Source organism: Longitalea arenae, from assembly GCF_016924755.1.
In the GTDB taxonomy this organism is placed as follows: domain Bacteria; phylum Bacteroidota; class Bacteroidia; order Chitinophagales; family Chitinophagaceae; genus Niastella; species Niastella arenae.
The window spans coordinates 38,528-61,451 of sequence record NZ_JAFFJX010000010.1 but is presented as its reverse complement, the minus strand read 5'-3'; the positions used below and the strand labels follow the sequence as shown (position 1 = coordinate 61,451).

General features: G+C 46.9%; 16 protein-coding genes. 4 read left to right on the top strand and 12 right to left on the bottom strand.

Translation table 11 applies throughout. The features are described 5' to 3' along the window. Window positions 1-58: 58 nt before the first annotated feature. Entirely contained in the window at window positions 59-2,614 is a 2,556-nt protein-coding gene (locus JT717_RS19140) for an FtsK/SpoIIIE family DNA translocase (RefSeq protein ID WP_205512536.1), read from the bottom strand. Window positions 2,615-2,905: 291 nt separating this feature from the next. On the opposite strand from JT717_RS19140, the gene JT717_RS19135 reads away from it, so the two are divergent. Further along, entirely contained in the window at window positions 2,906-4,891 is a 1,986-nt protein-coding gene (locus JT717_RS19135; protein ID WP_205512535.1) for a sensor histidine kinase, read from the top strand. A gap of 143 nt (window positions 4,892-5,034) precedes the next feature. Here JT717_RS19135 and JT717_RS19130 read toward each other — a convergent pair whose 3' ends face one another. From JT717_RS19130 to JT717_RS19120, 3 genes are read right to left on the bottom strand one after another with little or no spacing between them, the layout of a single operon-like run. Continuing rightward, entirely contained in the window at window positions 5,035-5,430 is a 396-nt protein-coding gene (locus JT717_RS19130) for a DUF423 domain-containing protein (protein ID WP_205512533.1), read from the bottom strand. After that, on the bottom strand, window positions 5,423-5,932 hold the full coding sequence (locus tag JT717_RS19125) for a shikimate kinase (RefSeq protein WP_205512531.1): 510 nt from the start codon (window positions 5,930-5,932) through the stop codon (window positions 5,423-5,425). The genes JT717_RS19130 and JT717_RS19125 overlap by 8 nt, the downstream gene beginning before the upstream one ends. 11 nt (window positions 5,933-5,943) lie before the next feature. Next, window positions 5,944-7,128 carry an acyl-CoA dehydrogenase family protein gene (locus tag JT717_RS19120; RefSeq protein WP_205512529.1) on the bottom strand — a complete coding sequence of 395 codons (1,185 nt, stop codon included), beginning with the start codon at window positions 7,126-7,128 and terminating at the stop codon, window positions 5,944-5,946. Between the two features lie 316 nt (window positions 7,129-7,444). Here JT717_RS19120 and JT717_RS19115 point away from each other — a divergent pair, with 316 nt between their 5' ends. The 3 genes from JT717_RS19115 to JT717_RS19105 are packed head-to-tail and all read left to right on the top strand — an operon-like array spanning window position 7,445 to window position 9,613. Next, window positions 7,445-8,002: an RNA polymerase sigma factor gene (locus JT717_RS19115; protein ID WP_205512528.1), complete on the top strand. Its 558-nt coding sequence runs from the start codon at window positions 7,445-7,447 to the stop codon at window positions 8,000-8,002. Next, window positions 7,999-8,631: a TroA family protein gene (locus JT717_RS19110; RefSeq protein WP_205512526.1), complete on the top strand. Its 633-nt coding sequence runs from the start codon at window positions 7,999-8,001 to the stop codon at window positions 8,629-8,631. The genes JT717_RS19115 and JT717_RS19110 overlap by 4 nt, the downstream gene beginning before the upstream one ends. Next, a complete protein-coding gene (locus JT717_RS19105; protein WP_205512524.1) occupies window positions 8,606-9,613 on the top strand; it encodes a DUF4097 family beta strand repeat-containing protein in 1,008 nt (335 codons plus the stop codon). The genes JT717_RS19110 and JT717_RS19105 overlap by 26 nt, the downstream gene beginning before the upstream one ends. Before the next feature lie 185 nt (window positions 9,614-9,798). Here the strand turns inward: JT717_RS19105 and JT717_RS19100 are convergent, their stop codons facing one another. The 8 genes from JT717_RS19100 to JT717_RS19065 all read right to left on the bottom strand — a co-directional run bounded on the left by JT717_RS19100 (window position 9,799) and on the right by JT717_RS19065 (window position 22,906). Then, window positions 9,799-11,019 (bottom strand): hypothetical protein, encoded by a 1,221-nt coding sequence (locus JT717_RS19100; RefSeq protein WP_205512522.1) that lies wholly within the window; start codon window positions 11,017-11,019, stop codon window positions 9,799-9,801. Between the two features lie 375 nt (window positions 11,020-11,394). Continuing rightward, window positions 11,395-12,720 (bottom strand): DUF4302 domain-containing protein, encoded by a 1,326-nt coding sequence (locus JT717_RS19095; RefSeq protein ID WP_205512521.1) that lies wholly within the window; start codon window positions 12,718-12,720, stop codon window positions 11,395-11,397. 41 nt (window positions 12,721-12,761) lie between these two features. Then, the gene (locus JT717_RS19090) at window positions 12,762-13,643 is read right to left on the bottom strand and encodes a zinc-binding metallopeptidase (RefSeq protein ID WP_205512519.1); all 882 of its coding nucleotides are present in this window, start codon (window positions 13,641-13,643) and stop codon (window positions 12,762-12,764) included. A 42-nt stretch (window positions 13,644-13,685) separates the two neighbouring features. Then, window positions 13,686-15,149, bottom strand: coding sequence for a RagB/SusD family nutrient uptake outer membrane protein (locus JT717_RS19085; RefSeq protein WP_205512517.1), 1,464 nt, complete (start codon window positions 15,147-15,149; stop codon window positions 13,686-13,688). A 94-nt stretch (window positions 15,150-15,243) separates the two neighbouring features. Further along, window positions 15,244-18,654 carry a SusC/RagA family TonB-linked outer membrane protein gene (locus JT717_RS19080; RefSeq protein ID WP_205512515.1) on the bottom strand — a complete coding sequence of 1,137 codons (3,411 nt, stop codon included), beginning with the start codon at window positions 18,652-18,654 and terminating at the stop codon, window positions 15,244-15,246. A gap of 235 nt (window positions 18,655-18,889) precedes the next feature. Next, complete coding sequence (locus JT717_RS19075) at window positions 18,890-19,432, bottom strand: hypothetical protein (RefSeq protein WP_205512513.1); 543 nt, start codon at window positions 19,430-19,432, stop codon at window positions 18,890-18,892. A gap of 431 nt (window positions 19,433-19,863) precedes the next feature. Beyond that, window positions 19,864-21,876 (bottom strand): OmpA family protein, encoded by a 2,013-nt coding sequence (locus JT717_RS19070; protein ID WP_205512511.1) that lies wholly within the window; start codon window positions 21,874-21,876, stop codon window positions 19,864-19,866. A gap of 34 nt (window positions 21,877-21,910) precedes the next feature. After that, window positions 21,911-22,906, bottom strand: coding sequence for a PorP/SprF family type IX secretion system membrane protein (locus tag JT717_RS19065; protein ID WP_205512509.1), 996 nt, complete (start codon window positions 22,904-22,906; stop codon window positions 21,911-21,913). Between the last annotated feature and the right edge of the window lie 18 nt (window positions 22,907-22,924).

The window sequence follows — 22,924 nt, the reverse complement described above, 5'->3', positions numbered from 1 at the left end:
AAGACGCGAAATGTTACCCCGGGTTGTAAATCAGCGCTATATTAACAAAACTGTAACCCTAGATCAGATCCGACAGAAGCCTTTCCAGATCAGCCTCGGTTTTAACCAGTACATCGCGGGCCTTGCTGCCCTGGCTGGGGCCTACAATACCGGCCGCTTCCAATTGATCCATCAGGCGCCCGGCCCGGTTATAACCCAGCTTCATTCTCCGTTGCAACAATGAGGTAGATCCCATCTGGCTTTGTACGATCATACGTGCTGCATCCTCGAACAGGGAATCCCGGTCATCCAGGTCAAGGTCCTTGCCTTCGAACTGTTTCTCATCAACATATTCCGGCAAAAGGAATGCCTGAGGATAGCCTTCCTGGGTACCGATGAAATCACAGATACTGTCTACCTCGGGTGTGTCAACAAATGCGCACTGCAGGCGCGTGATTTCCCCGTTATAGGAAATAAGCATGTCGCCCTTACCGATCAATTGTTCTGCGCCGCCCGTGTCGAGGATGGTCCGCGAGTCGACTTTTGAAGAAACTTTAAACGCGATACGCACCGGGAAGTTGGCCTTGATGGTACCGGTAATGATATTCACCGATGGACGCTGGGTGGCAATGATCAAATGGATACCCACCGCGCGGGCCAGCTGCGCGAGACGCGCTATAGGCATTTCCACTTCTTTGCCGGCTGTCATGATGAGGTCGGCAAACTCATCCACCACCAGTACAATGAATGGCAGGAACTGGTGCCCTTTCTGCGGGTTCAGGCGCCGTTTTATAAATTTCTCGTTGTATTCACGAATGTTACGGGCGCCCGCTTCTTTCAGCAGATCGTACCGGTTATCCATTTCAATACAAAGGGCATTCAGGGTATGAATAACTTTTTTGGTATCGGTGATAATGGCTTCTTCTTCCCCTGGCAGTTTCGCCAGGAAATGGGTCTCAATATTGCGGTACAAACTCAGCTCCACTTTCTTGGGGTCAACCAGCACCAGCTTCAGCTGCGAGGGATGTTTTTTATACAGGAGCGAGACCAGGATAGCGTTCAAACCAACCGATTTACCCTGACCGGTAGCACCGGCCATCAACAGGTGCGGCATGGTGGTGAGATCTACAATGAAGTTCTCATTATCGATCTTTTTACCAATGGCCACCGGTAAACTGAAACTGTTGTGCTGGAATTTTTCCGACGAGAGCATACTGCGCATGCTCACCACCGTTTTCTTTACATTCGGCACTTCGATACCAATGGTTCCTTTACCGGGTATAGGCGCAATAATACGGATACCCAGGGCCGCAAGGCTCAGGGCGATATCATCTTCCAGGTTCTTGATACGTGAGATGCGCACACCTGCCGCGGGTACTATTTCATACAGGGTTACCGTTGGTCCTACCGTAGCACTGATCTTCTGAATATCGATGTCGTAGTTCTTCAGCGTACTGATGATCTGGTTCTTGTTGGTCTCCAGCTCGGCGGGATCCTGAATAATGCGTTCACTGCCATGCAGCTCCAGCAATTCGAGACCAGGGAATTTATAATCGCGCAATTCAAGGGATGGATCATAGGGTTCCTGGGTAATGACCTTTTGTTCCACTTTGGGTTCTTCCACAGGCGGCTCGGGTTGATCCACTTCCGGGTAGGACTTAATTTCCAGCTCCAGGTCGGGACCGGGCTTTTTACCTTTGCCTTTTTGTGCAACCACGGGTGGTATTTCTGCCTGCACCGGAAGCTCCGGCAATTCTTCTTCTTCGAGTTCTTCTTCAAGCTCTTCTTCTTCGAGTGCGGGCTGAGGAACCGGCGTTTGTTTTTCCACCAGTTGTATATCCAGCGGTTCTTCTTCCACGGTATCGGTCTCAGGTAACTTTTTAAGCACTCCTACCCCGTCTTTCAGTTTATTACCTGCAGTTTTTACCTCAGGCATTGCAGTATCTTCCGTTTTCGCCAGCACCGGAGCTACCACTTTCGCAGGTTCTTCCGTTTTAGGCCTGGTTAAAGCCGGTGCTTTGAACACAGGGTTGAAACGCCAAATGATATACGCCAGTCCGGCTACCAGTAACAAGGCAGCGGTACCAACACTGCCGATCATCCGAACCAGCCAGTCGCGGCACATATCACCAACTGCCCCACCCCAGGCGAAAGCGCTGCTGCTGAAAATAAAGGAAAATACAACACTGAAAAATACCAGGCTTACTATCACATAGCGCAGATTGCGCCCCAGCGAAAATATTTTGGAACCGAGTAAGGCATTTACGCCAATTACGAAAAAAAGGCTGCAGAACATAAAGGAAGCAGCGCCGAAACCTTTAAAAAAGAACAGGTGTGAGATATACGCACCGAGGTTTCCCAACAGGTTGGTGGTCTTTACTTCTTCACCCGGCAAGAGGATGGCAGCGCCCCGGAATACCTTATCCTGGTCTTCCTTCCAGGTGAACAGGTAAGATGCAAAGGCGATGAATAAAAAAAGGCTGATCAATAAGGCGAAAGCACCAGCAATTTTATGGGTACGTTCGTCTTTTACCAATTGTTTTACCGTAACCTGAGCTTCCTTTTCAGGTTTGAATTTTTCCGGATTAGCTGGCTTTTTCTTTTCTGCTTTATCTGCTTTTAAGCGGTTGGCCATGTTCGCAAAGATAAGTAGTTTAGGGAATAAGGATCAAAGTATAAGATGGGTTCACACCTATGAGAATTGTTAAGTTTCGAAGAGGTTACCGGTTACCGGCCCCCGGTTACCGGACCTTAAAACCGAAACCACTAAGTATTTCAACATCGCTGATCCTGAACCTGTGTTCCCGGCAACTGATAACCGGCAGCCGGATCAGCCCATTAGCTAATTATCACATGAGCACATTGTGCTTTTTTCGTACATTCACCCTTCGAAACTAACGCTTCCCGGTGCAAACCGGGGCACTTTATGAGCACTAATCGCCATCCTGGATTTGTATCCACAAACGCTACACGCCATCATCCTTTTCACAAGGCCATCAAACATACATGTTTTTATATCCTGCTTTTTTGTTTTACGACCAATAGTTATTCACAATGGGCCGACTCCATGATCATTGATGTGGCCGCTATCCGTTATCATAAGCCTATTGGGAAATACTCCCTGTTCAGTTCACAACCCAAACATCAAATTCCGGATGCCGACATCTATAAACTGCCTTTCAACCATAACCCCGGTAATTACCTGCCCCATGACCTGCCGGGAAAACTCATAGAACGCGATTGCTTCTTACAATTCTTTCTGAAAAACACCCACGATACGGCCATTACGGTTTGTTTTACGCCCGCCTATTTTTGCCGGAGCTTTATTCTTTTCAAAGCCCGGCCCGATGATATAAGCGGCAGCTTTACGCGTTTACCCGACAGCCTTACAACTGATGACCGGTCACACGGGGTAAAACAGATCACCCTGCAGCCGCATGAAACGGCTGTCTATTACTGCCGCTTCAATTTCGTGCGCACCAACATCAACTCGCTTACCCCGCGCATCATCAGGTACGATTACCTGCCGCAGTGGAATATGAGCCAGCGCGACCGCGATCATATGCTCGATGTATTCACCTATACGGTCTCAGGCATATTGCTCTTCATGATCTTTTATTCGCTCGCGGTGTATATTCAAAGCCGTAATAAAGAATTTATTTTTTATGCAGGGTATACCTTTCTTACCTGTTCCCTGCTCTTCCTGAAATCATATCTCAATTACAGCGCTACACCCTTCAATTACTTTTATGAGGAATACCTCGACTTTATGATCATGACGGGCAGCGTAGTGATGTACCAGATATTCATCCGTAAATTCATTAACAGTAAAGAGAATTACCCGCTGTTAGATAAATGCCTGCATTTTTTCTCCCTGTTGCTGATCGGCGCCTGTATTGTGTTCTCCATTGTGTATTTTTTGACAGACAAATACATCCTGTTGAACATCATGGAGAACTTCATCATAAAACAGGTTTTCTTCTTAACGGGTGTGTTCTTTATCGTGTATAGCATTAAAAAGAAAAATACGCTGCTCAATTACCTGGCAGCCGGTAATTTTTCGCTGGTCGTGTTTTCCGTTATTTCGTATATCATCATTACTACTGGCTGGAAGCTGGTTAAAGACGATATTACTTCTGTATTCAACCGCGCCCTCTTCTATTACGAATTCGGACTGGTATTAGAACTGGGTTTCTTTTTATCGGGCCTGGCCTATAAGAACCGGCGCGATATCATTGAGCGGGTAAAAGAGCGCGAGCGCCTGAAACTGGAAAATGAACGCAAAGAATTCGATAAACAAATGGCAGTAATGGCCGCCAAGCAGGAAGAACGTAACCGCATTTCGGCCGACATGCACGATGAACTGGGATCGGGCGTTACGGCCATCCGCCTCATGAGCGAGATCATGAAAAGCCGGTTGAAAGGCGATGTGGTGCCTGAGCTGGAAAAGATCTCCAACTCAGCCAATGAATTGCTGGGCAAGATGAATACCATCATCTGGACCATGAAAAGCAGCAACGACACCCTGGAAAGCCTGATCGCTTACATCAGGGCGCATGCGATCGAATACTTCGACTCAACCCCTATTGAATGTAAGGTACAGCTGCCCCCCCTGATCCCGCAGGCAGAAGTAAGCGGGGAAAAAAGAAGGAACATTTTCCTGAGCATTAAAGAGGCGCTGAACAATGCCATGAAACACTCCCAGGCCACGCAAATCCAGATCATTATTTCAACCAGTGATAAATGGCTGATGATAAAGGTGGCTGATAACGGGGTGGGCATCGATGCCGACAAGTTGCGCCGTTTTGGCAATGGCCTCAGCAATATGCGCCGCCGTATGGAAAGTATCGACGGGTCGTTCAAGATAGAGTCTGATAAGAATTGTGTTCTTACATTCGAAGCCCCGATCTAGGTTTGTGGTTTATTGTTTGTGGTTTGTGGTTAGGCCGGCGTTCGGGCTTCACTATTAGTTGCCGGCCTCAGCAATTCCCAGGATTCTTAAGAAATTAGCCAACGGCGTTTAAGAACCATAAACGATAAACCACAAACGATAAACTATACACTGCCTTTCTTTAGAATTGCCAGGAACAGAAAGATCCAGCCTACAATAAAGAATACCCCCCCAATAGGCGTGATGGCGCCTATGCCGCGCAGGCCCACTGTTTTTGTAGCCTGTAATGCGGTTAACACATATAAAGAGCCTGAGAACAATATTATTCCAACGATGAAGCAGATGCCTGCGTATTGCAGATTCTTGCCGGGGAAGCTTCCAAATAAGATAGCTACGGCCAATAATGCAAATACATGGTAGAATTGATAACGCACCCCGGTTTCAAAGGTAGTAACGGTTTCGGGCGGAACAATTTTCTTTAAGCCATGTGCGCCAAAAGCGCCAAGGGCTACGGCCAGTGCACCCAGGATGGCGGCCGTTAGTAAAAAACCTTTATGCATGTAATACGGTTTGAATAAAGTCATTCATAGATATTGCGTCTTCCTTATCGATGATCACATCCGCCTGTTCATAATACATCCGCCGTTCATTCAGTTTGCGGATGATAAAATGTTTCAGGTCTTCGTCCTGAATATCTTTCAGCAGGGGCCTTTGCATACGCTCGCGCATCAACCGGTGCAGCAGTACATCTACCTGTGTATTGAGCCATACTACCGTGCCATACTTTTTCATGAATTCAATATTATTGAAAAAGCAGGGCGTGCCGCCGCCACAGGATAAAACCATATTGCTGTTCTCATCAACGATCTTTTCCAGCACCTCTTTTTCCCGGTTGCGAAAATACTCTTCACCCGATTCGCCGAAGATCTCCGGAATACTCCGTTTTTCTTCCTGCACTATCACTTCATCAAGATCATAAAATGGTAAACTCAGCCTTTGCGCTACCTGTTTGCCCCAATGTGTTTTTCCGGAACCCATGAAACCGATCAAAAAAATCCTCATTACGTCGCAAGTTATTTAAAAGCATTGAAACCGGTAACATCCATACCAGTAATCAGCAAATGTATATCATGTGTGCCTTCGTAGGTGATCACACTTTCCATATTCATCATATGCCGCATCACGGAATATTCACCGGTGATCCCACTGCCACCCAGGATCTGCCGCGCATCGCGGGCAATATGGGCGGCTATTTCGCAGGCGTTACGTTTGGCCATACTTACCTGCTGGGGCGTAGCTTTTTCTTCATTCATCAATACACCCAGGCGCCAGTTCAGCAATTGGGCTTTCGTGATCTCGGTGATCATTTCGGCCAGCTTTTTTTGCTGCAGCTGGAAAGAACCTATCGGTTTGTCGAACTGCAGGCGCTCTTTCGAATAACGCAGCGCGGTATCATAACAATCCATGGCCGCCCCTACAGCGCCCCAGGCAATGCCATACCGCGCTTTGGTAAGGCAGCTCAGCGGTCCTTTCAATCCTTTTATATTCGGCAATATATTCTCTTTGGGCACTTTTACATTATCAAAGACCAGTTCGCCGGTTGCGGAAGCCCGCAAGCTCCACTTGTTATGGGTCAAGGGGGCTGTAAACCCTTTCATGCCACGTTCCAGGATCAGGCCATGCACCTCGCCCTGTTCATCCTTGGCCCATACGACGGCCACTTTGGCATAGGGGGCATTGCTGATCCACATTTTAGCGCCATTCAATATCACATGGTCGCCGGCATCGGTAAAATGGGTGGTCATACCGGCCGGGTCTGATCCATGATCGGGCTCGGTAAGGCCGAAACAACCCAACCATTCACCATTGGCCAGTTTGGGCAGGTATTTCCGCCGCTGGTCTTCACTGCCGTATTCAAAGATGGGGAACATGACAAGGGATCCCTGCACAGAAGCGGTTGACCGTACGCCGCTATCGCCCCGCTCCAGCTCCTGCATCATGAGGCCATAGCTGATATAATCGAGCCCGCCGCCGCCGTACTCCACGGGAATGGTAGGGCCAAAACAACCGAGCTCACCCATTTGCTGAACGATCTGTTCGGGGAACTCTGCTTTCTGTGCAAACTCTTCAATGATGGGGGATATTTCTTTTTTTACGTAATTACGAACAGATTCTCTGACAAGTTTCTGTTCGTCGCTCAAAAGCTCATCCAATAAGAAGTAATCCGGGCTGGTGAACAAATCGGTTCTGGTACCCATGACTAAACTGATTTTCGATATTAAGCTAAAAGTAAGAAAAACTAATTTGCTAATACGCTAATGTGCTGATTTGCTAATGAAAAAGGGGGCAGGTTTATGGTTTGTAGTTTGTTGTTTGTGGTTATTTCATTCGTCACCCCTCATTTTCCGGCACCAGCTCCTCGGCTGATAACCAGTATTTTGAAACCGGTCAACCGCTTCACAGCGCGGCAGCAACCATAAACCCGTAAACCACAAACCACAAACAAACATGGTTTGCCATGCAACATGTGGCTAAATCGTATGTCTCTATATAAAACAATCTAAACAGATCATTTTGGAGCTGACTGCAAACATTATCCGGGATGAACTGGTAGAACGCTGCAGGCTGGGCGATGGCAAAGCCTATCAGGCGCTGTACCGGCAATATTCCAAAGCGATGTATAACACCAGTTTACGTATTGTAAACAATAGCGCCGATGCGGAGGATGTGTTGCAGGAATCCTTTCTGGACGCATTCCGCTCGCTGCATGATTTTCACTACCGCAGCACCTTTGGCGCCTGGTTGAAAAAGATCGTTATCAATAAATCGATCAATATCCTGCGCAAACGCAGGAATTACCTGGTTGACCTGGAAAGCTCCGAACTGCAGGCTGTTGCTGATGAAGAACCGGTAAACGAAGAAGAGATGCAGTACCGGGTGGATGAAGTTAAAAAAACGATCACCCGGCTGCCCGATGGCTATAGAACGGTGCTGAGCTTATACCTGCTGGAAGGTTATGATCATGAAGAAATAGCACAAATACTGAATATTTCGCATAATACCGTACGTACGCAGTATGTACGCGCCAAACAAAAACTGCTGACATTAATTAAACAAGGAGTTGGACAATGAGTAAAGGTTTAGAACAATTTATTCGTGACAATCGCGACCAGTTCGATACAGATGAACCCGGTGAACAGGTATGGCAAAAACTGGAGCAACAATTAACTGAACAGAAACCCACCGCACAAACACAAACTTCTAAAAGCCGGAAATTAATTGTACTCAACCTGCTTCGCTGGACCGCCGCCGCCGCCATCCTCGTACTGGCCGGCATAGGTATCTTTAGCTTATTAACCAACCGTCATACCAGCAACAATACGGGCGTAGTACAAAAAGGGGATCGCTCCGATACGCCGGTAAGCAACGACCCCCTGCTCAAAGAGATCAATCCCAACTATGCGCAGGAAGTATACCAGTTCACCCGGCTTATTGAAGACAAGCAAAATGAACTGAAGGCCATTGAAAAAGAGAACCCCACTTTATACAGAAAGTTTGTTTCGGATATCAATAAACTCGATAGCTCTTATAACGCGTTGAAAAAAGAACTACCGGCCAATCCCAACCGGGAACAATTACTGGAAGCCATGATTGAGAACCTGAGGCTGCAGACCGAGATCCTCAATCAGCAACTAAGTATTATTAATCAAATCAAAGCATCAAAAAGTGACAATCATGACAGCCAATTTAAAAAGATATAGCACCCTTTTACTCATTACCTGCCTGATACCAACGGTACAGTTATTTGCAGGAGACCCTTTGGTAGAAAAAAAGAAAACCTATACCAAATCCTATAACGTAAGCGGCAGCGATAAGATCTCTTTCAAGAACCAGTTCGGCGAAATGCAGATAAATACCTGGGATAAAAATGAAGTAAAAGCTACAGTGAACATCACCGCCGAAGCCAGCACCGATGAAAAGGCACAGGCGATCCTCGATCATATCAGCATCGAAGATGGTAAAAACAGCGGCGGCGTATACTTTGAAACAAAATTCGATAAAAAGAAAGACGCCAAATGGAGCAAAGGCGAAAAACAAAGCTTTCATATTGACTATGTCATCTATGTGCCGGCACGGAACGCCCTGGTGGCAGAGAACCAGTTTGGCCCCATGAGTATCGGCGACTATCAAGGTGAAATATCGCTTGAAAGCAAGTTTGGCAGCTTAACCGCCGGCAAGCTGGCCCATGTAAAGAAAGTGGAAATTGAATTTGGCAAAGGCACTATCGGCAGTATCAGCAGCGGTAGTCTTGTAGTTAAATTCTCCAAGGTCAGTATCGACAATCTCGACGGCGCAGTAAATGCAGTATTTGAACATTGTGATGTGGTTAAACTGGGCGTAGCCAACGATACCAAAACCCTTACGGTAAAGAACAGCTTTTCGAATCTCTACCTTGACGTAGAGAATAATATTTCTGCCAACTTTGATATCCGCACGCATTTCGGCGACCTTAAAAATCAAACAAGCTTCGAGATAAAAGAAGAGAATGAAGACAATGATGACCATGGCCCGCGCTTCGATAAAAAATACATTGGCAAAGCAGGCAGTGGTAATATGGCCATGAAGATCAAATCAGAATTCGGTAAGATCACCATCGGCCATAACCTGAACATTAATATGAACAAGGACGATAAGAAGGATAAGGACAAAGACAAAAGCAAAAAAGGGACTGTTAGAATTTAGTTCATATTTCAAAGTTCATAGTTCTTAAATTAATCAAAGCTGCAGTCAGCAGAGTCGAGACTCTCTACAACGGTGCCTCCTGGTCGGGTTCGCCTGAACAGGGGCCCGTTCTTAAAAAATAAAGGCTCCTTGCTTGGAGCCTTTATATCAAATAACATTATTAATATTAAAGTAACAAAAGAACCTTAAGGTTTCAGAAGGTAGGTTGGAGAGTAATCACTGAAACTACCGAATCCGGAACCACAATCCACCGCTACTCTGTAAATCATGTGCCAATTTGAACCTAGTAAGATAGTCGTCGAAGCATTAATTGATGTGCCAGTGGTGTAGACAGTCGCTGGGTGTTTTAGAATCCCTGATGGTTGAAAAACAGTATATTCAACTTTATAATTCACAGCTCCCGGTACAGCAGGCCAATGCAAATTAAATGTTGTACAACCATAACACTGCAATGTAAACCCGAGGGTACTAGGTAAGGGTCCATATTCGCAGGTAGCTCCAAGAGGAGGGAGTTCTGGTGACCAATCAGAAAAAGCGGCGGTCGACCGGCAATGGGCTTTGGCTTGTACTCTGTATCTATAGGTATGCCCTGATATAATATTAGCTGTATTTAAATAACCAGGTCCACTAATAGTAAATGTACCGGCCAATGCACTGTTCGTAACATCATACCATTCAACTAAGTATTCTTCAGCACCAGGAACAGGGTTAAAATTTAATGTATAACCGTAAGCGGGTGGCGTTGTGACAGTCAACGTGCCAGTTAAACCCGAAGCGGCTCCAAGCGCAGGCTGATTACACCATTCTCTTATTTGGATGGTCCTGACCTGAACTGAAGCAGCACTAGGACTTAAGCTGAAAGGCACCGCTGCGACAGATAAAGATGCATAACTTTTAGTAAGTACACCCGTTTTGCAAGTTCTATCATCTGCTAACCACGAAAAGGAGGCTCCTGAAGCTGCTATAAAATTATAGTCAGCTAAGTTTACTGCTTGAGGTCCAGTACAAGAAGTAGAAGTATTATGTGTTTTTTCTGTTTCATTAAAACCAAACGCCAGGTTTGGAAAAATTTCATTACCAGCTCGAACTCCTCTATAAAGTGCTGTTATCTCATAGGTATTACCAGCCTTAAATGGGAACAAAATCTGGTACTCTGTCCCTACAGCTACTGTAGAAGAAATCTGCCGACATGGAAGATTAATGTAGTAATCAGGATTACCAACAAACGTTGGAAATCCGATCGTCGTTTTATGATTTAAATTATCAACTTTCGTGGTGGTTGCAAACACATTACAGGCAGTAGTGCTTAAAGACTGGTCATAAGATAAATCAATTGTATAAACATAATCTTGAGCATACGTAGTGCCACAAAATAGTAAAAAAGCAAGAAATGTAATTTTTTTCATAATATGATTATAAGGTTTAATAAATGGCCGGTTTATTGTTGACCATTTTTAATTAAGTAACGGATTTATAGAGCGCTCTACAATAGCTTTGTAAAGGTAACTAATATCTTTATGCGAAAAAATTTAAAATTGGAAACCGTGTCAATGTGTGAATATTTGGAAAGTTGAGTCGCATTTAAAATGGTCATCACGTACCATCGTTAAAGTTGTCCACGACAGTATCCAATATCTGGCCGTATGCCGTTTCGACACCAAGCAATATAACCAGGGCTAAGTCTGGCAAATTCCGTATCGAACGTAACACTCTTGCCGGGTATAGATAGATAGCAAAGGCCCCGGCGGTTTCGCCGGGGCCTTTGCTATTCAGGTGCTTTATTAATCAAACTCCCAGATCCAGGAGATCCAGATCTTCGGATCGGCAATACTTACCATATCGAATGTGCGGTCACTGCTTTGTACGAAATAATAACCGGCCGGATTATACAATTGCTGGCGGGTATTATCCGCCGGCCCCGCCGGCCATGGAGAATTGGCGCGTACTTCAAGTTCATTGAAACGGGCGCGGCCCGAAGAAGCGGTCACCGTCATGTTCACCCATGAGCCAGATACCACCGCAAATGAATTGTCGGCGGTATCACTGTAAATGGTAAAGAAAGCATCGGCTCCATCCGTATTATTTTTATACAACAGGAATTCGAATTTGGCCGTATCGTTCCTGAGCGATCTGATGTTATAAGCATCATCTACGCCGTTAATATGAAAGCCGGTGTACGATACCCAGAAATTATCACTGGTAGCCCCCCTGCTCCACCAGCGGTTGACCGCATTCTTTACATCGGGATTGATGGGCGCGGTAGCGCTGGTGATGGTAGCCGCAGCGGCATTCACCCCTACACTCATTACCTGCGCACCCATATCGAAACTGTTAATAGAGAACCCGGGTATTGTGGCTGCACCGTTCACAATAGGATCGGTGAAATATACACCATTTGCCCAGAAATAATATCCCCGGGTAACCGTTTGCGCCTGGCTGCCAACCATCCAGGATACAGTTACTTTCTTCAATGTGGTATCGAACTGTAATTCGTATTGGGTGCCGGCATAGTTCAGCCGTTTGAAGTACGACAGGAACTTCCAGTAGTCCTTGAATTTTACGACCCCATTGGTTACCTGTTTGTTCACCCATACCGTGCGGTCAAACTGCGCTGCCTTGCGCAGGCTGAGCCTGCTGCCGTTGAAGCGGCCGGTTAAGCTGATGCTGTCTGCGGTAACAGTATCTACCCGGAATTCAAAGTCGCCTTTCAGCCCCTGGCCATAGGTGCCATTGTTTACAGCAGCATCCGGATCGCTGAGGATATGCAAATATGAATAGGTGTCGAAGATGAGACTGGGTTGTTGTAAAGCTTTTAACCGGTAACTGCTTTCCCTGAGCACGGTAGCGGTGGTGCTGTCGAAATCACTGAACATAACCACCCGGTTGCTGTCGTTGAAGCTGAAATAGAAGCGATAGGTACCGCCATCGCCGGTGGTAAGATTACCATTCCATCCGTATTGTGAACTGCTAAGCGCCTTCTGATAATTGCCAAGGGTTTCATTGAGCCGCTCATCAGATGATCTGTCAAATACATAATCATCGTCTTTCCGGCAGGAGGAGGCCATCAGGGTTATAGCGAGAAAAATATATAAAAGGTTTTTGTTCATACCTGTTTCTTTATTGGTGATTGATCGGTCGCTTGCCCGCCCTAATACATCAACGCATTGATCGAATTACGGGTACGGGTTTGCAGGCTATAGAAGTTGATCCCCCACACATCTTTGAAATAATTTACGACGATCACTTCCTTCTGGCGCAGTTTATCCCTGGCGCTTGCATTGTTTATGCCGGCCACGAATGCTTCATACCCGGCTTTGCCTTCGGCAAGCATCAAAGAGATCATTTCAACAAAATCTTCATCAGGGGCGCTTTGCGCATAGGCGCTGATAAATCCTTTCTCATTTGCCTCCGAATCGGCAATATTGTTCCAGTTGGAAGTATAGTCACCTACCGAAATACGCTTGAAATCTTCGGGATACATAACCGTTTGATGCAGGATATGCGCAAACTCATGTTCGATGGTATGGAACATCATTTTGATATTCGTGGTATCGCCGGCCCTGTAACCAGGATCGCCTTTTACCCTGAAATCGTTCAGCACATACAATACGATCCGGCGGCCGCCTTCCGCTGTACCCAGCGTGATGGTTCCATCGATATTCCAGTTGGCGCTGCCTACCAGTACAAAGAATTTGGGAATGTATCTTTGCATGAACAGCTTGCCGGCTTCCGCCACATAATTATCGATCCACACTCTTTTTATAGCGCTGAGCACCGGGATGATCTTTTCCTCGCGGGGCGGCGTGAGGGTCTTATCAAAATCGAGTTCGCCCTGGTCATACTTATATTTGGCCGACACATTAAAAGGGGTGGTAAAATTGTTCATGATATACGTATCGATCGGCGTAGTAGCCCAGGTATCGCCGCCGAGGCCGGGAATATTGCTCACATCGCCGAGGTCATCTTCCTTTTTACACGACGCAAAAACCACCAGCGCCAGCATGACAAGGTATATTTTATGTTTGAACATATCAGATGCTGTTTATTGTTTATCGTACTTTTTACTTATAACTTATCTCGGGTTCAAAGGCATGCCTGATAACCTCACCGACTCGGGCAACTGGAAGACCCGCATGGGCGATCCTGCCTCCAGGACCAGTGTTTGTCCATCTGTTGTTGTATGTTTAACTTCGATATCATAGCGTAAGAGATCGAACCAGCGCATTCCTTCCTGCACATATTCAGCCCGTTTAAAACTAAGCAATGCGTTCAATGCATTGAGGCGAACATTGGTTGAACCGTACATGTCCTGCAGTTTTTGCGGGGTGATCTTATGATTCGCAGCATCGTACCCGACGATGCGTGTGCTGGCATAAGTATCCAGGTCCTGCAGGGTGGCATTGACGTTATTCAGGTAAATGTAGGCTTCTGCCCTGTTGAACAATACTTCTTCCGTAGTGAATAAAGGCACCATCACATAGGGTAAGCCGATATTGGCATTTACGGAGTTGCGCACAAAGTATTCATTGATCTTTGGGATCAGATAGTTGTTCGTGCCGAGTGTATAGGTCTGGTACCTGAAAGCCCATTCGGAAGTATCGCTGAATAATTGCTCGGAGGCAAACACTTCATCACGTTTTGCGGAATTCATGCCATAACGCACGCTGTAATAATCACGTCCCCAGTTAGAGACAGTCTCCACCAGCAGGAGGTTAGCCGGCTCCGTTGCTTTCTGATAGATGGCAAACAGCTCCTGCGGCGTCATGGTGCGGTAAGTTGTATTCCAGGGCCGCAGCAAAGAAGTGATATTGCCGGCCGCAAATACGGCATTGGCATGGGTAACTACTTTGGCGTAATCCTGCTTGAAGAGATAGAAGCGGGCAGCAAACGCATTGGCGGCTGCTTTGGTAAAATGGTAGCGGGGAATGGTGTATTTGGTATCATCGATCAATGGCAGGCCCTGCACCAGGTCCTGCTCTATCATCTGGTATACATAAGCTACCGTTCTGCGGTCGTAATTTTTGAACACCACATTCTCGGGTGTGGTAACATATGGAATACCCATGTCCTGTGCAGCTGTAGCGGGGTCGTACACTTTTGCGAACAAGGTGACCAGCATAAAATGTGCATAGGCGCGGCAAACCAGCGCCTCGCCTTTCTGGGCACTGTACAAGCTGGTATCAGCTGCATTCTTGATGGTTTCCAATGCCTGGTTAGCAGCTGCAATGGCGGTATAACAGGCATTCCAGTAATTCTCTGGCGAATCCTGCTGGTTATCGGCCACATCGCGAAAGAAGTAGGGATCAACATTGGTCCTTTCCTGCCCGCCTCTTCCTTTATCGGCTGCATTGTCTGAAATGGATTCCGTAAAGGCCATATAGTTTCCCTGCGGATAAGCTGTTCCCAACAATTGCGATACCTGGCTGGGTGAACTTACAGCGGCCCTGTTATCAGGGTTCTTTTCGAGAAACTTTTTACAACCTGCTGTCGTCAACAGCAAAGTGTAAAAAAAGATATTTATTATTTTTCTAGACATCTGGTAATTCGGTTATTTAGTTAATTAAGTCCTTTAGTTATTCAGTTCCTTAGTCATTTTAACTCATTAACTTATTAACTTATGAACTAATGAACTATACTCCCAGTTTTAATGAGAACGTAAACTGTTTCTGAACGGGCTGGGCAATACCACCGGTATTGAAAAATTCAGGATCCTGTCCCTTTAACTTTTTATCAGAATAGATCAGCCAGGGGTTATTCGACACCGCCTGCAAAGCCAGGCTATTGAGGCCGATCTTCTTGATTATTCTGATAGGCACCTGCCAGGTGAACGACACATTCTTTAACCGGATCATATCGCCATTGGCCACGCGCGCGGTTGAATAGTTGTAGTTGTTATAAGGGGTAGAACCTCCCAGTTTCGACTGCTCGAAAGCACCCAGGATCGAAGGAACCGTAGTGAATTGCTCATCGCCGGGCATGGTCCACCGGTCATAAAACTCTTTGGGCATGGCATCCAGGTCTGAATAGCTATTCCTAAAGGCAGGATATAACCTGATCTTATTACCAGCCTGGTACGTAATGAATACGCTCAGGGTGAAATCCTTGTAGCTGAAGCTGTTCAACCAACCACCGGTAAGGCGGGGGTCAACCGGGCCTTCATATACGAGGAAGTTGGTATTCTGATCCTGCAGGTACACATTATTGCCCACTTTACCGGTTTCATCAACAAACTGGGGTGTACCCGTGAAATGTTCCAGTCCCTTGAAGTCGATCGAGAACAGGCTGCGTACGGGGTATCCCTGTTTATTGCCGCCTTCCGCTGCTACCAGGTCCCAGATAAGCGGTTCATTACGGGCATTGGTAATTTTATTGGTATTGTAACCGGCGGTGAGGTTGGTGCGCCATTTAAAATTCTTATTGTTCAATACCAAATAGCCCACCAGTAATTCAACGCCCTGCGATTCCATATCGGCATAGTTGGCTGCTTTATAGGGCTCCCCGCCTACACCGGAGGTTTTCACCAGGCTTATAAGGTCGAAGCTGTTGCGGTTGTATACGTCTACGCTGACATTGAGGCGCCTGTTCAGCATCGTTGCATCCACGCCCAGGTTGGTCGTATACAATTTTTCCCAGGTAAGCTCGCTGTTCTCGAGGTTGGCCAGCTGGATCACCGATTCTCTTTCTGTTAAATAGGTTCTGTTGGTATTGATGTTCTTCAATACAATGCTCGAGTTGGTAGCAGGCCCCATACTGGCGGTCAGGCCATAGCTGGCGCGCACCGTGAGGGCGTCTACCCAGGCCAGGTTCTCCATAAAGCGTTCCTGCTCTACGTTCCATGAACCGGCCACACTCCAGGTAGGCAACCAGCGGGCATTTCTCGATTTACCCAATCTGTTCGATCCGTCGTAGCGTACGGTAGCGGTTAAATTATACCTGGAATTATAGGTATAGGTACCCGATCCGTAAAAGGCCACGAAGCGGTCATAATCTTTCGACATACCATAATAAGGGAAGTTCAATTCGATGGTTTGCTTCAGAATGCGGTAATCAATAAAAGGAACACCGCCGTTCTCATACTGGTAACCATAACCGGTATTGTTGAATTGCTGGCGATCGGCGTATTTCACCTGCTGCCCTACCAGCGCGGTGATGGTATGTACATCATTGAATGTTTTATTATAATTAAGGCTGTTGCGGAAATCGTAGTTCAGGAGCTGGTCTTCCACGCGGTTATAAAAACCTCCATAAGGCAGCACCACTACCGGTTCTGCATTGGGGTTCTCCGGATCGCGGTACAGGAACCTGTTATTGGCCCTGATGGTGGATGTTTTTGCAGAGCGGTAGGCATTGGCCATGTTCGACGACTCGGTGATCTGGTGTTCGCGGCTCGATTTTACGAAACGCAGGGCGCCCACAAATTCATAGCGCAGTTCAGGCGTGATCTTGTAGTTTAAGCTACCCTGTAACCGCAGGTCATACACTTTCAGATCCATATAATTGTTCTCCAGTTCGGTGAGAATATTGAACGGAGCAAAATTGCGCCGGAAATATTCGCGGTTGCCGTTCCCATCGAAAGCCGTTAAGGTGCGGCTCGAGTTAAGGGCGTAACTGAAAGGATTAATGTCAAAATCACGGTCATAACTACCATCCACGGGGTTGCTGTTGCGCGACAGGGCGCCGGGCGCTTTCTGGCTGCGCATGGACCCTACGGTCGTGAAATCGGCCGAAAGCTTATCATTGAATTTGTAATTGTTGCGGAAGTTGAGGGTGTAACGGCTTACTTTATCGGCAATGGTCCACCCGTTATCGCCATAATAACTGGTCGAAAAATAAGATTGGGAACGATCGGTTCCTGCAGAGATACTCAGGGAGTGCTCCTGCGTGAAGTTATTACGGAAGAGCAGGTCGAACCAGTCGGTATTCGCCTGGGCATAGCGGGTTAAAAATGCTTTGCGGGAAGCTTGGGTATTGGGCAATACAAAACCACTGCCATCGGGCAGAGGCTCATTGAGCAGTTCATACATTTTACCATAAACGCCGTTATCGCCCCGGTCGAGGATATTGGCGTTCAACATGCCTTTGCGTTCCAGCTCAGCCAGTACCGACATTTGCTGCGCAGAATTCATGATATTGAAATCGCGGTAATTCGGTTTCAGGTAAGTACTGAAATTACCGATATAGTTTACGTTGGGCTTTCCGGCCCTTCCTCTTTTCGTTGTGATCACCACTACCCCATTCATGGCCCTGGCGCCATAGAGGGCCGCAGCGGATGCGTCCTTCAGGATGTCGAAGCTTTCAATATCATTGGCATTCAGACCGGCTACAGCAGAACCCAGCAAAGTGGTAGGATCGCCGCTCGACAACTGGTCGTTCGAAATGTTTACGATGTCTTCAAGCACCACCCCATCTACCACCCATAAAGGTTTATTATCACCGTTGATGGAAGTAGCGCCGCGTACCCGCACTTTGGGCGCGGTACCGAAAGTGCCCGAGACGTTCTGAACAGATACCCCGGCAGCCCGGCCTTCGAGCATCCGGCTGATATCCGTTTGGCCGCTCAGTTTGGCGTCATCCATTTTTACAGTCGCGGCCGCACCGGCAAACTTCTTTTTCTCGATGGTCTGAAAACCGGTCACGATCACTTCTGACAATGCTTTTCCACCTTCCGACATAAATACCTCCATAAACCTTTCGCCCCGGTAAATAATGGTTTGGGGAGCTTTGCCTGTATAGGAGAACCGGATGCTATCGCCCCGGCGCACGCCAATGGCAAACTCACCCTGTGTATTGGTAAAGGTACCCCTGCCTGAAACCAGGTTCTGTACAGATACCTGTGGCAATACGCCACCTTCTTCAGTACCTGAGACCTTACCTCGTACCAGCGTGGTATCCTGGAAAAATCGGGTGTTATTTATATGATCGGGAAAATCGGATGCGTGGGTAATTAACGGCAAACAACCAGCTACAACTACCACCATCAACAATCTCTTACACCCTGTTTGTACTGCCTTTGCCTCAAAAGCGTTTTGCATAAAACGCATAGCAATTAGTTTTTGATTAACTGAAGATTGGGTTAATATCATATCCTCTGCAGGATATCCATTTAACCTGTCGGGCCAGCGCATAGTTCATGCACAGGCCCGACAAGTAACTATTTCAAAAAACAACTGATCTGAATAAATACGTTTATTCTGGATGCCCGGTTTCCCGGAAAGAACGGATTCTTATAGGATCATCAGGTAACAGCAGGATGCTGTTTGTTCTTTAATGATTTTCTCAGTCAGTAAGGTTGAATTGCCTTTTTACTGCTTCATAATTATTCCAGTCAACAACGGCCGATCTGCCGGTAGGCACACCGCCAGGAATGAGTATATAGCGATATTGAGCATGTTTCGTACCGCTTGATGTAAATGTGCTGGCATCAAGATCGCAGAATAGGTTAATATTACCTACAGTGTAATACAGACCTAACTCGGTAATTCCCGTAAATTGAAACAGATCAGTAATTGGCAAAGGCCAAACCTCCGGACTGGCCGCACTACCCAGGTTAAGATACACTTTCACAGTTCCTGAATCTATTATCGCCTTCGTTAATTTTGGAGCCGCAATGGTTGCTTGATAGTAATAAACTGTATCTCCTGCGGTATTGGTAACTGCGTCATAATTTACATCCAGCCAGGGCGAATAGATAACATTAGCCGTTCCAGTATCCCCTTTGGCGCCATCATCGCCTTTTTTACAGCCAGTACTGGTCGAGGATAATAAAATTGTAAAAAACGCAACACAGGCAACTGAGAGGACTGAGAAAACGTGTTTCATAAATTGTAAATTTTGATTATGTAGATGATCTATGCTCTTTACGTAAAAAAGCCCTTAAAGGCTGGGTATTATTGCAATTTAAGGTTTTTTAGTGCTATGTATCTTAATCTGAAACACCCGCAAAAGGGAATATTCCTGGCAAATGGCAATAATTTCCAGGTGCTGGTGCATTCAAAAAGCGGTCAGCGTGGCGTTGAGCAAAATGACAGTAATAAATTTAACGGGAAAATCCGGGATTTCGGACAAAAATAAAGCCCCCGGTCTATTCGATCAAGCCGAATTCCGGGGGCTTTTTGTTATAGTACTTTTCCGCCATCCCTGTTGAGAGGGGATCTATGGTGTTCAGCGTGGGGCTACCGAACCGTTATTATAACTGTTGTTCACAGATCAAACAGGTTCTTTTGTCGATAGCCTGTGAGCGTTTGTCGGTTTTAGTTGGTTGTTTGCGTGCCATTGATCGGGATGCCGTTATTGACGGGGGTGCCGTTATTGATCATCTTGAACACCACGCGCCTGTTCTTCTCACGCGCCGCCGGGATATCTTTTCCATCTGGCGTGGTCTCTTTCTCGATCGGGCAACACTCGCCAAATCCTCTTGGCAACAGCTGATTGGGCGACACGCCGCTGTTGATCAGATACTCGGCGCAGGCATTGGCCCGGCCTTTCGATAGGAACTCGTTCGACTTAACCGATCCCAGACCATCGGTATGCACGTCTATCTCCAGCACCACGGTTGGATTGGCCTTCAGGTAGCTGGCGATCAGGTCAAGATATGGATATGATTCTTTGGCGATCTCTGTTTTTAACTCGAACACGATCTGGTAGGTAACCTCGGTCTTGTTCTTGAACGGATCGGGCTTTTTGGCTAAACATAACTCCTGGGCATACACGGTGTCGCCTTTGGAGGGATAGGCCGTGAGCAGGCCATCGTTGTATTCGTCCTGGCGGCCACTGATCTGCAGGGCCAGCCCCGCATCTGTTTGAATGGTGTACCGGCCGCCAGCCTGGGTCTTGATGGTAGCGATCTCGTTACCACGCGGGTCTTTGGCTGTTACAATAGCGCCTTCGAGCGGTTGTTTGGTATCGCAATCGAGCACCACCCCGGTAAATACCTGGTTATAGTTCTTATGCACCGAGAACAGTTCCAGGCAGCATAAAGAAGCCCGGTCGCTGCTGATGATCGCATCTTCGAGCAATCCCTTTCCGCGGCCTACAAAATAAATATCATCCTTTTCTGAATTTACCGGGTAACCCAGGTTCAATGCCACCGTCCATGAGCCGTTAAAATAGCCATTGGAAGAATAGAGGTCAAAGCCGCCCATACCGGTTCTGCCGTTGGAGGCAAATACGAGGGACTGGCTGCCGCCATGGTAAAACGGCGCTTCTTCATCGCCTGTGGTATTGATGGCGGGTCCTAAATTGGTGATCTTTTCGGGCATTCCCTTAGCATCGAGGGTGGCCGACCAGATGTCAAAACCGCCAATACCGTCGGAACGGTCGCTGGCGAATAAGAGGTATTTGCCGTCCGGCGTTACCTGCGGCTGGCGGGAGTTGAATGACTGCTCACTCAGCTTGCCATCGATCAGCACCGGCTCGCTCCACCGGTCGCCACTGCGCTCGCTCATATAGATGGCTGACAGTTTTTTCCCATTCTTCAGGATCCAGCCGGTGAAAAACATTTTGGAGCCATCCGGGGTAAATGTGGGTGTTCCCAGATGGGTATTCCGGGGCGCTGCCACGTTTATTTTTTCCACCTTGCCAAAACCGCCGTTATTGAAAGCAGCGCTGTACAGCGCATTGCTATAACCCTCGGCCCGGGTTGATGTAAAGGCCAGGGTATTGCTGTTGAGCCAGCTGGCAGCATAGTTAGCGCCTTCTTTATTGATGTTGTTGTTGAGCCTTTCTATTTTGATACCGGTGGGGCCATTCGTCAATTGCTGCTGAATGAAAGCACAATTATCGATCTCCTGCTGCGCCTTTTTGTTGTATTGTTCGCCGGCTGCGTTTTCCTGGATGAACCGGGCCAGCTCATGCTGCGCAATATTGTAGTTACCATTGGCGCGCAAACAAATGCCATAATAGTAACGCGCCATGGGAAAAGAAGCGGAGTCTTTTTTCAATAACAGTTTATACCATTGCTCTGCATGTATATAATCATTCAGGTTATAATAGCAGTCGCCCATTTTGTATAAGAGGTTGCCGTCGAGACCGCCCAGATCACTGGTATTGATCAGGGTTGCGCCCTGCTTTTGTACCACATAGGCATTATAGCCTGAATGGCTGGGTGTTTTTCCACTTAAATACTTCTCATAATAGTGTGCCGCAGAATAATAATCGCCTTTGGCATAAAACTGTTCGGCTACCCGCTTAAAGTTGCTTGCCTGCGCATGTACCGCAACCGCACTCAAACCCAGACCGGCTATTATAATAATATGCTTGATCATGTATAATCAATTTGCTAACGTGATAATTTGTTTATTACAACCTCGGACACACGAATGGAACGGCATCCTGTTTAACCGCTTTGCGGCCGATGAGGGTGAGCGAAATTTCGAAATTATTGGCATTACCGGCCACTTTTCCGAGATCGCTCATATTTACATCATAGCTCACACTGATCATATAGTTCTTATAGTAAACACCCACATAAGGCGATACCGCATCTTTGAACCGGTAATTGGCGCCCAGTAAAAAGTCGGTGGCCTCGTTTACCCGCATCTGGGCATAAGCGCCTGCCATTTTCTCTTCGCTGTTGCCCTGGCGCATATACAGGAGGTTAGGTGTAATGCTTACATTTTCATTCACATTATATTTAAAACCACCATGGAAAGTGAGGCGCATCGGCATTTTTTCATGCTCGCCGGCCAGAAAGGGATCCTGTGGTTGTGTTAAATGATAGGCTGAAATACCGCCAAACCAGTTGGCCTTTTTGCCCGGCGTTCCATCAAAGTACACCGCACCTACGCCGGCATCAAATGCAATAGCGGATGTTTTATTCAATACTTCAGTACCCCCCTGGGTAGGATCGAAGCCTGTGTAAGGATTCCACATGTCGCCGGTTCTGAACTTAGACGGATCGAAACGGCGGTTCAATACACCAAAGGCCATACCCATAGAGATCTGGTGATAACCAAAGCGTACGCCGTTATAAGACATGGTAGCATAGCCGGTCATATAGCTGTAGCCAATAGTGCCGGCCCGCTGGTTCATCAGGTTAACACCAAGGCTTACATTTTTATTGGTTACAATGTCTGCTGAAATCCCGGGCGTTGCAAAGGGATTACTGATACCACCCCATTGGCTGCGGTACATGGCCGTAACCCGGTAATTACCGTCGATGGCGCCTGTTAATGCAGGGTTCAGCCAAACGGGGTAGGCATAGTATTGGGAATAATGAGGATCTGTTTGAGAGTAACCTGCTATTCCTGTAATCAGGATCAACAGTAACAAACCGGTTTTTCTAAGATATTGCATTACAAACAGTTTTTTGGA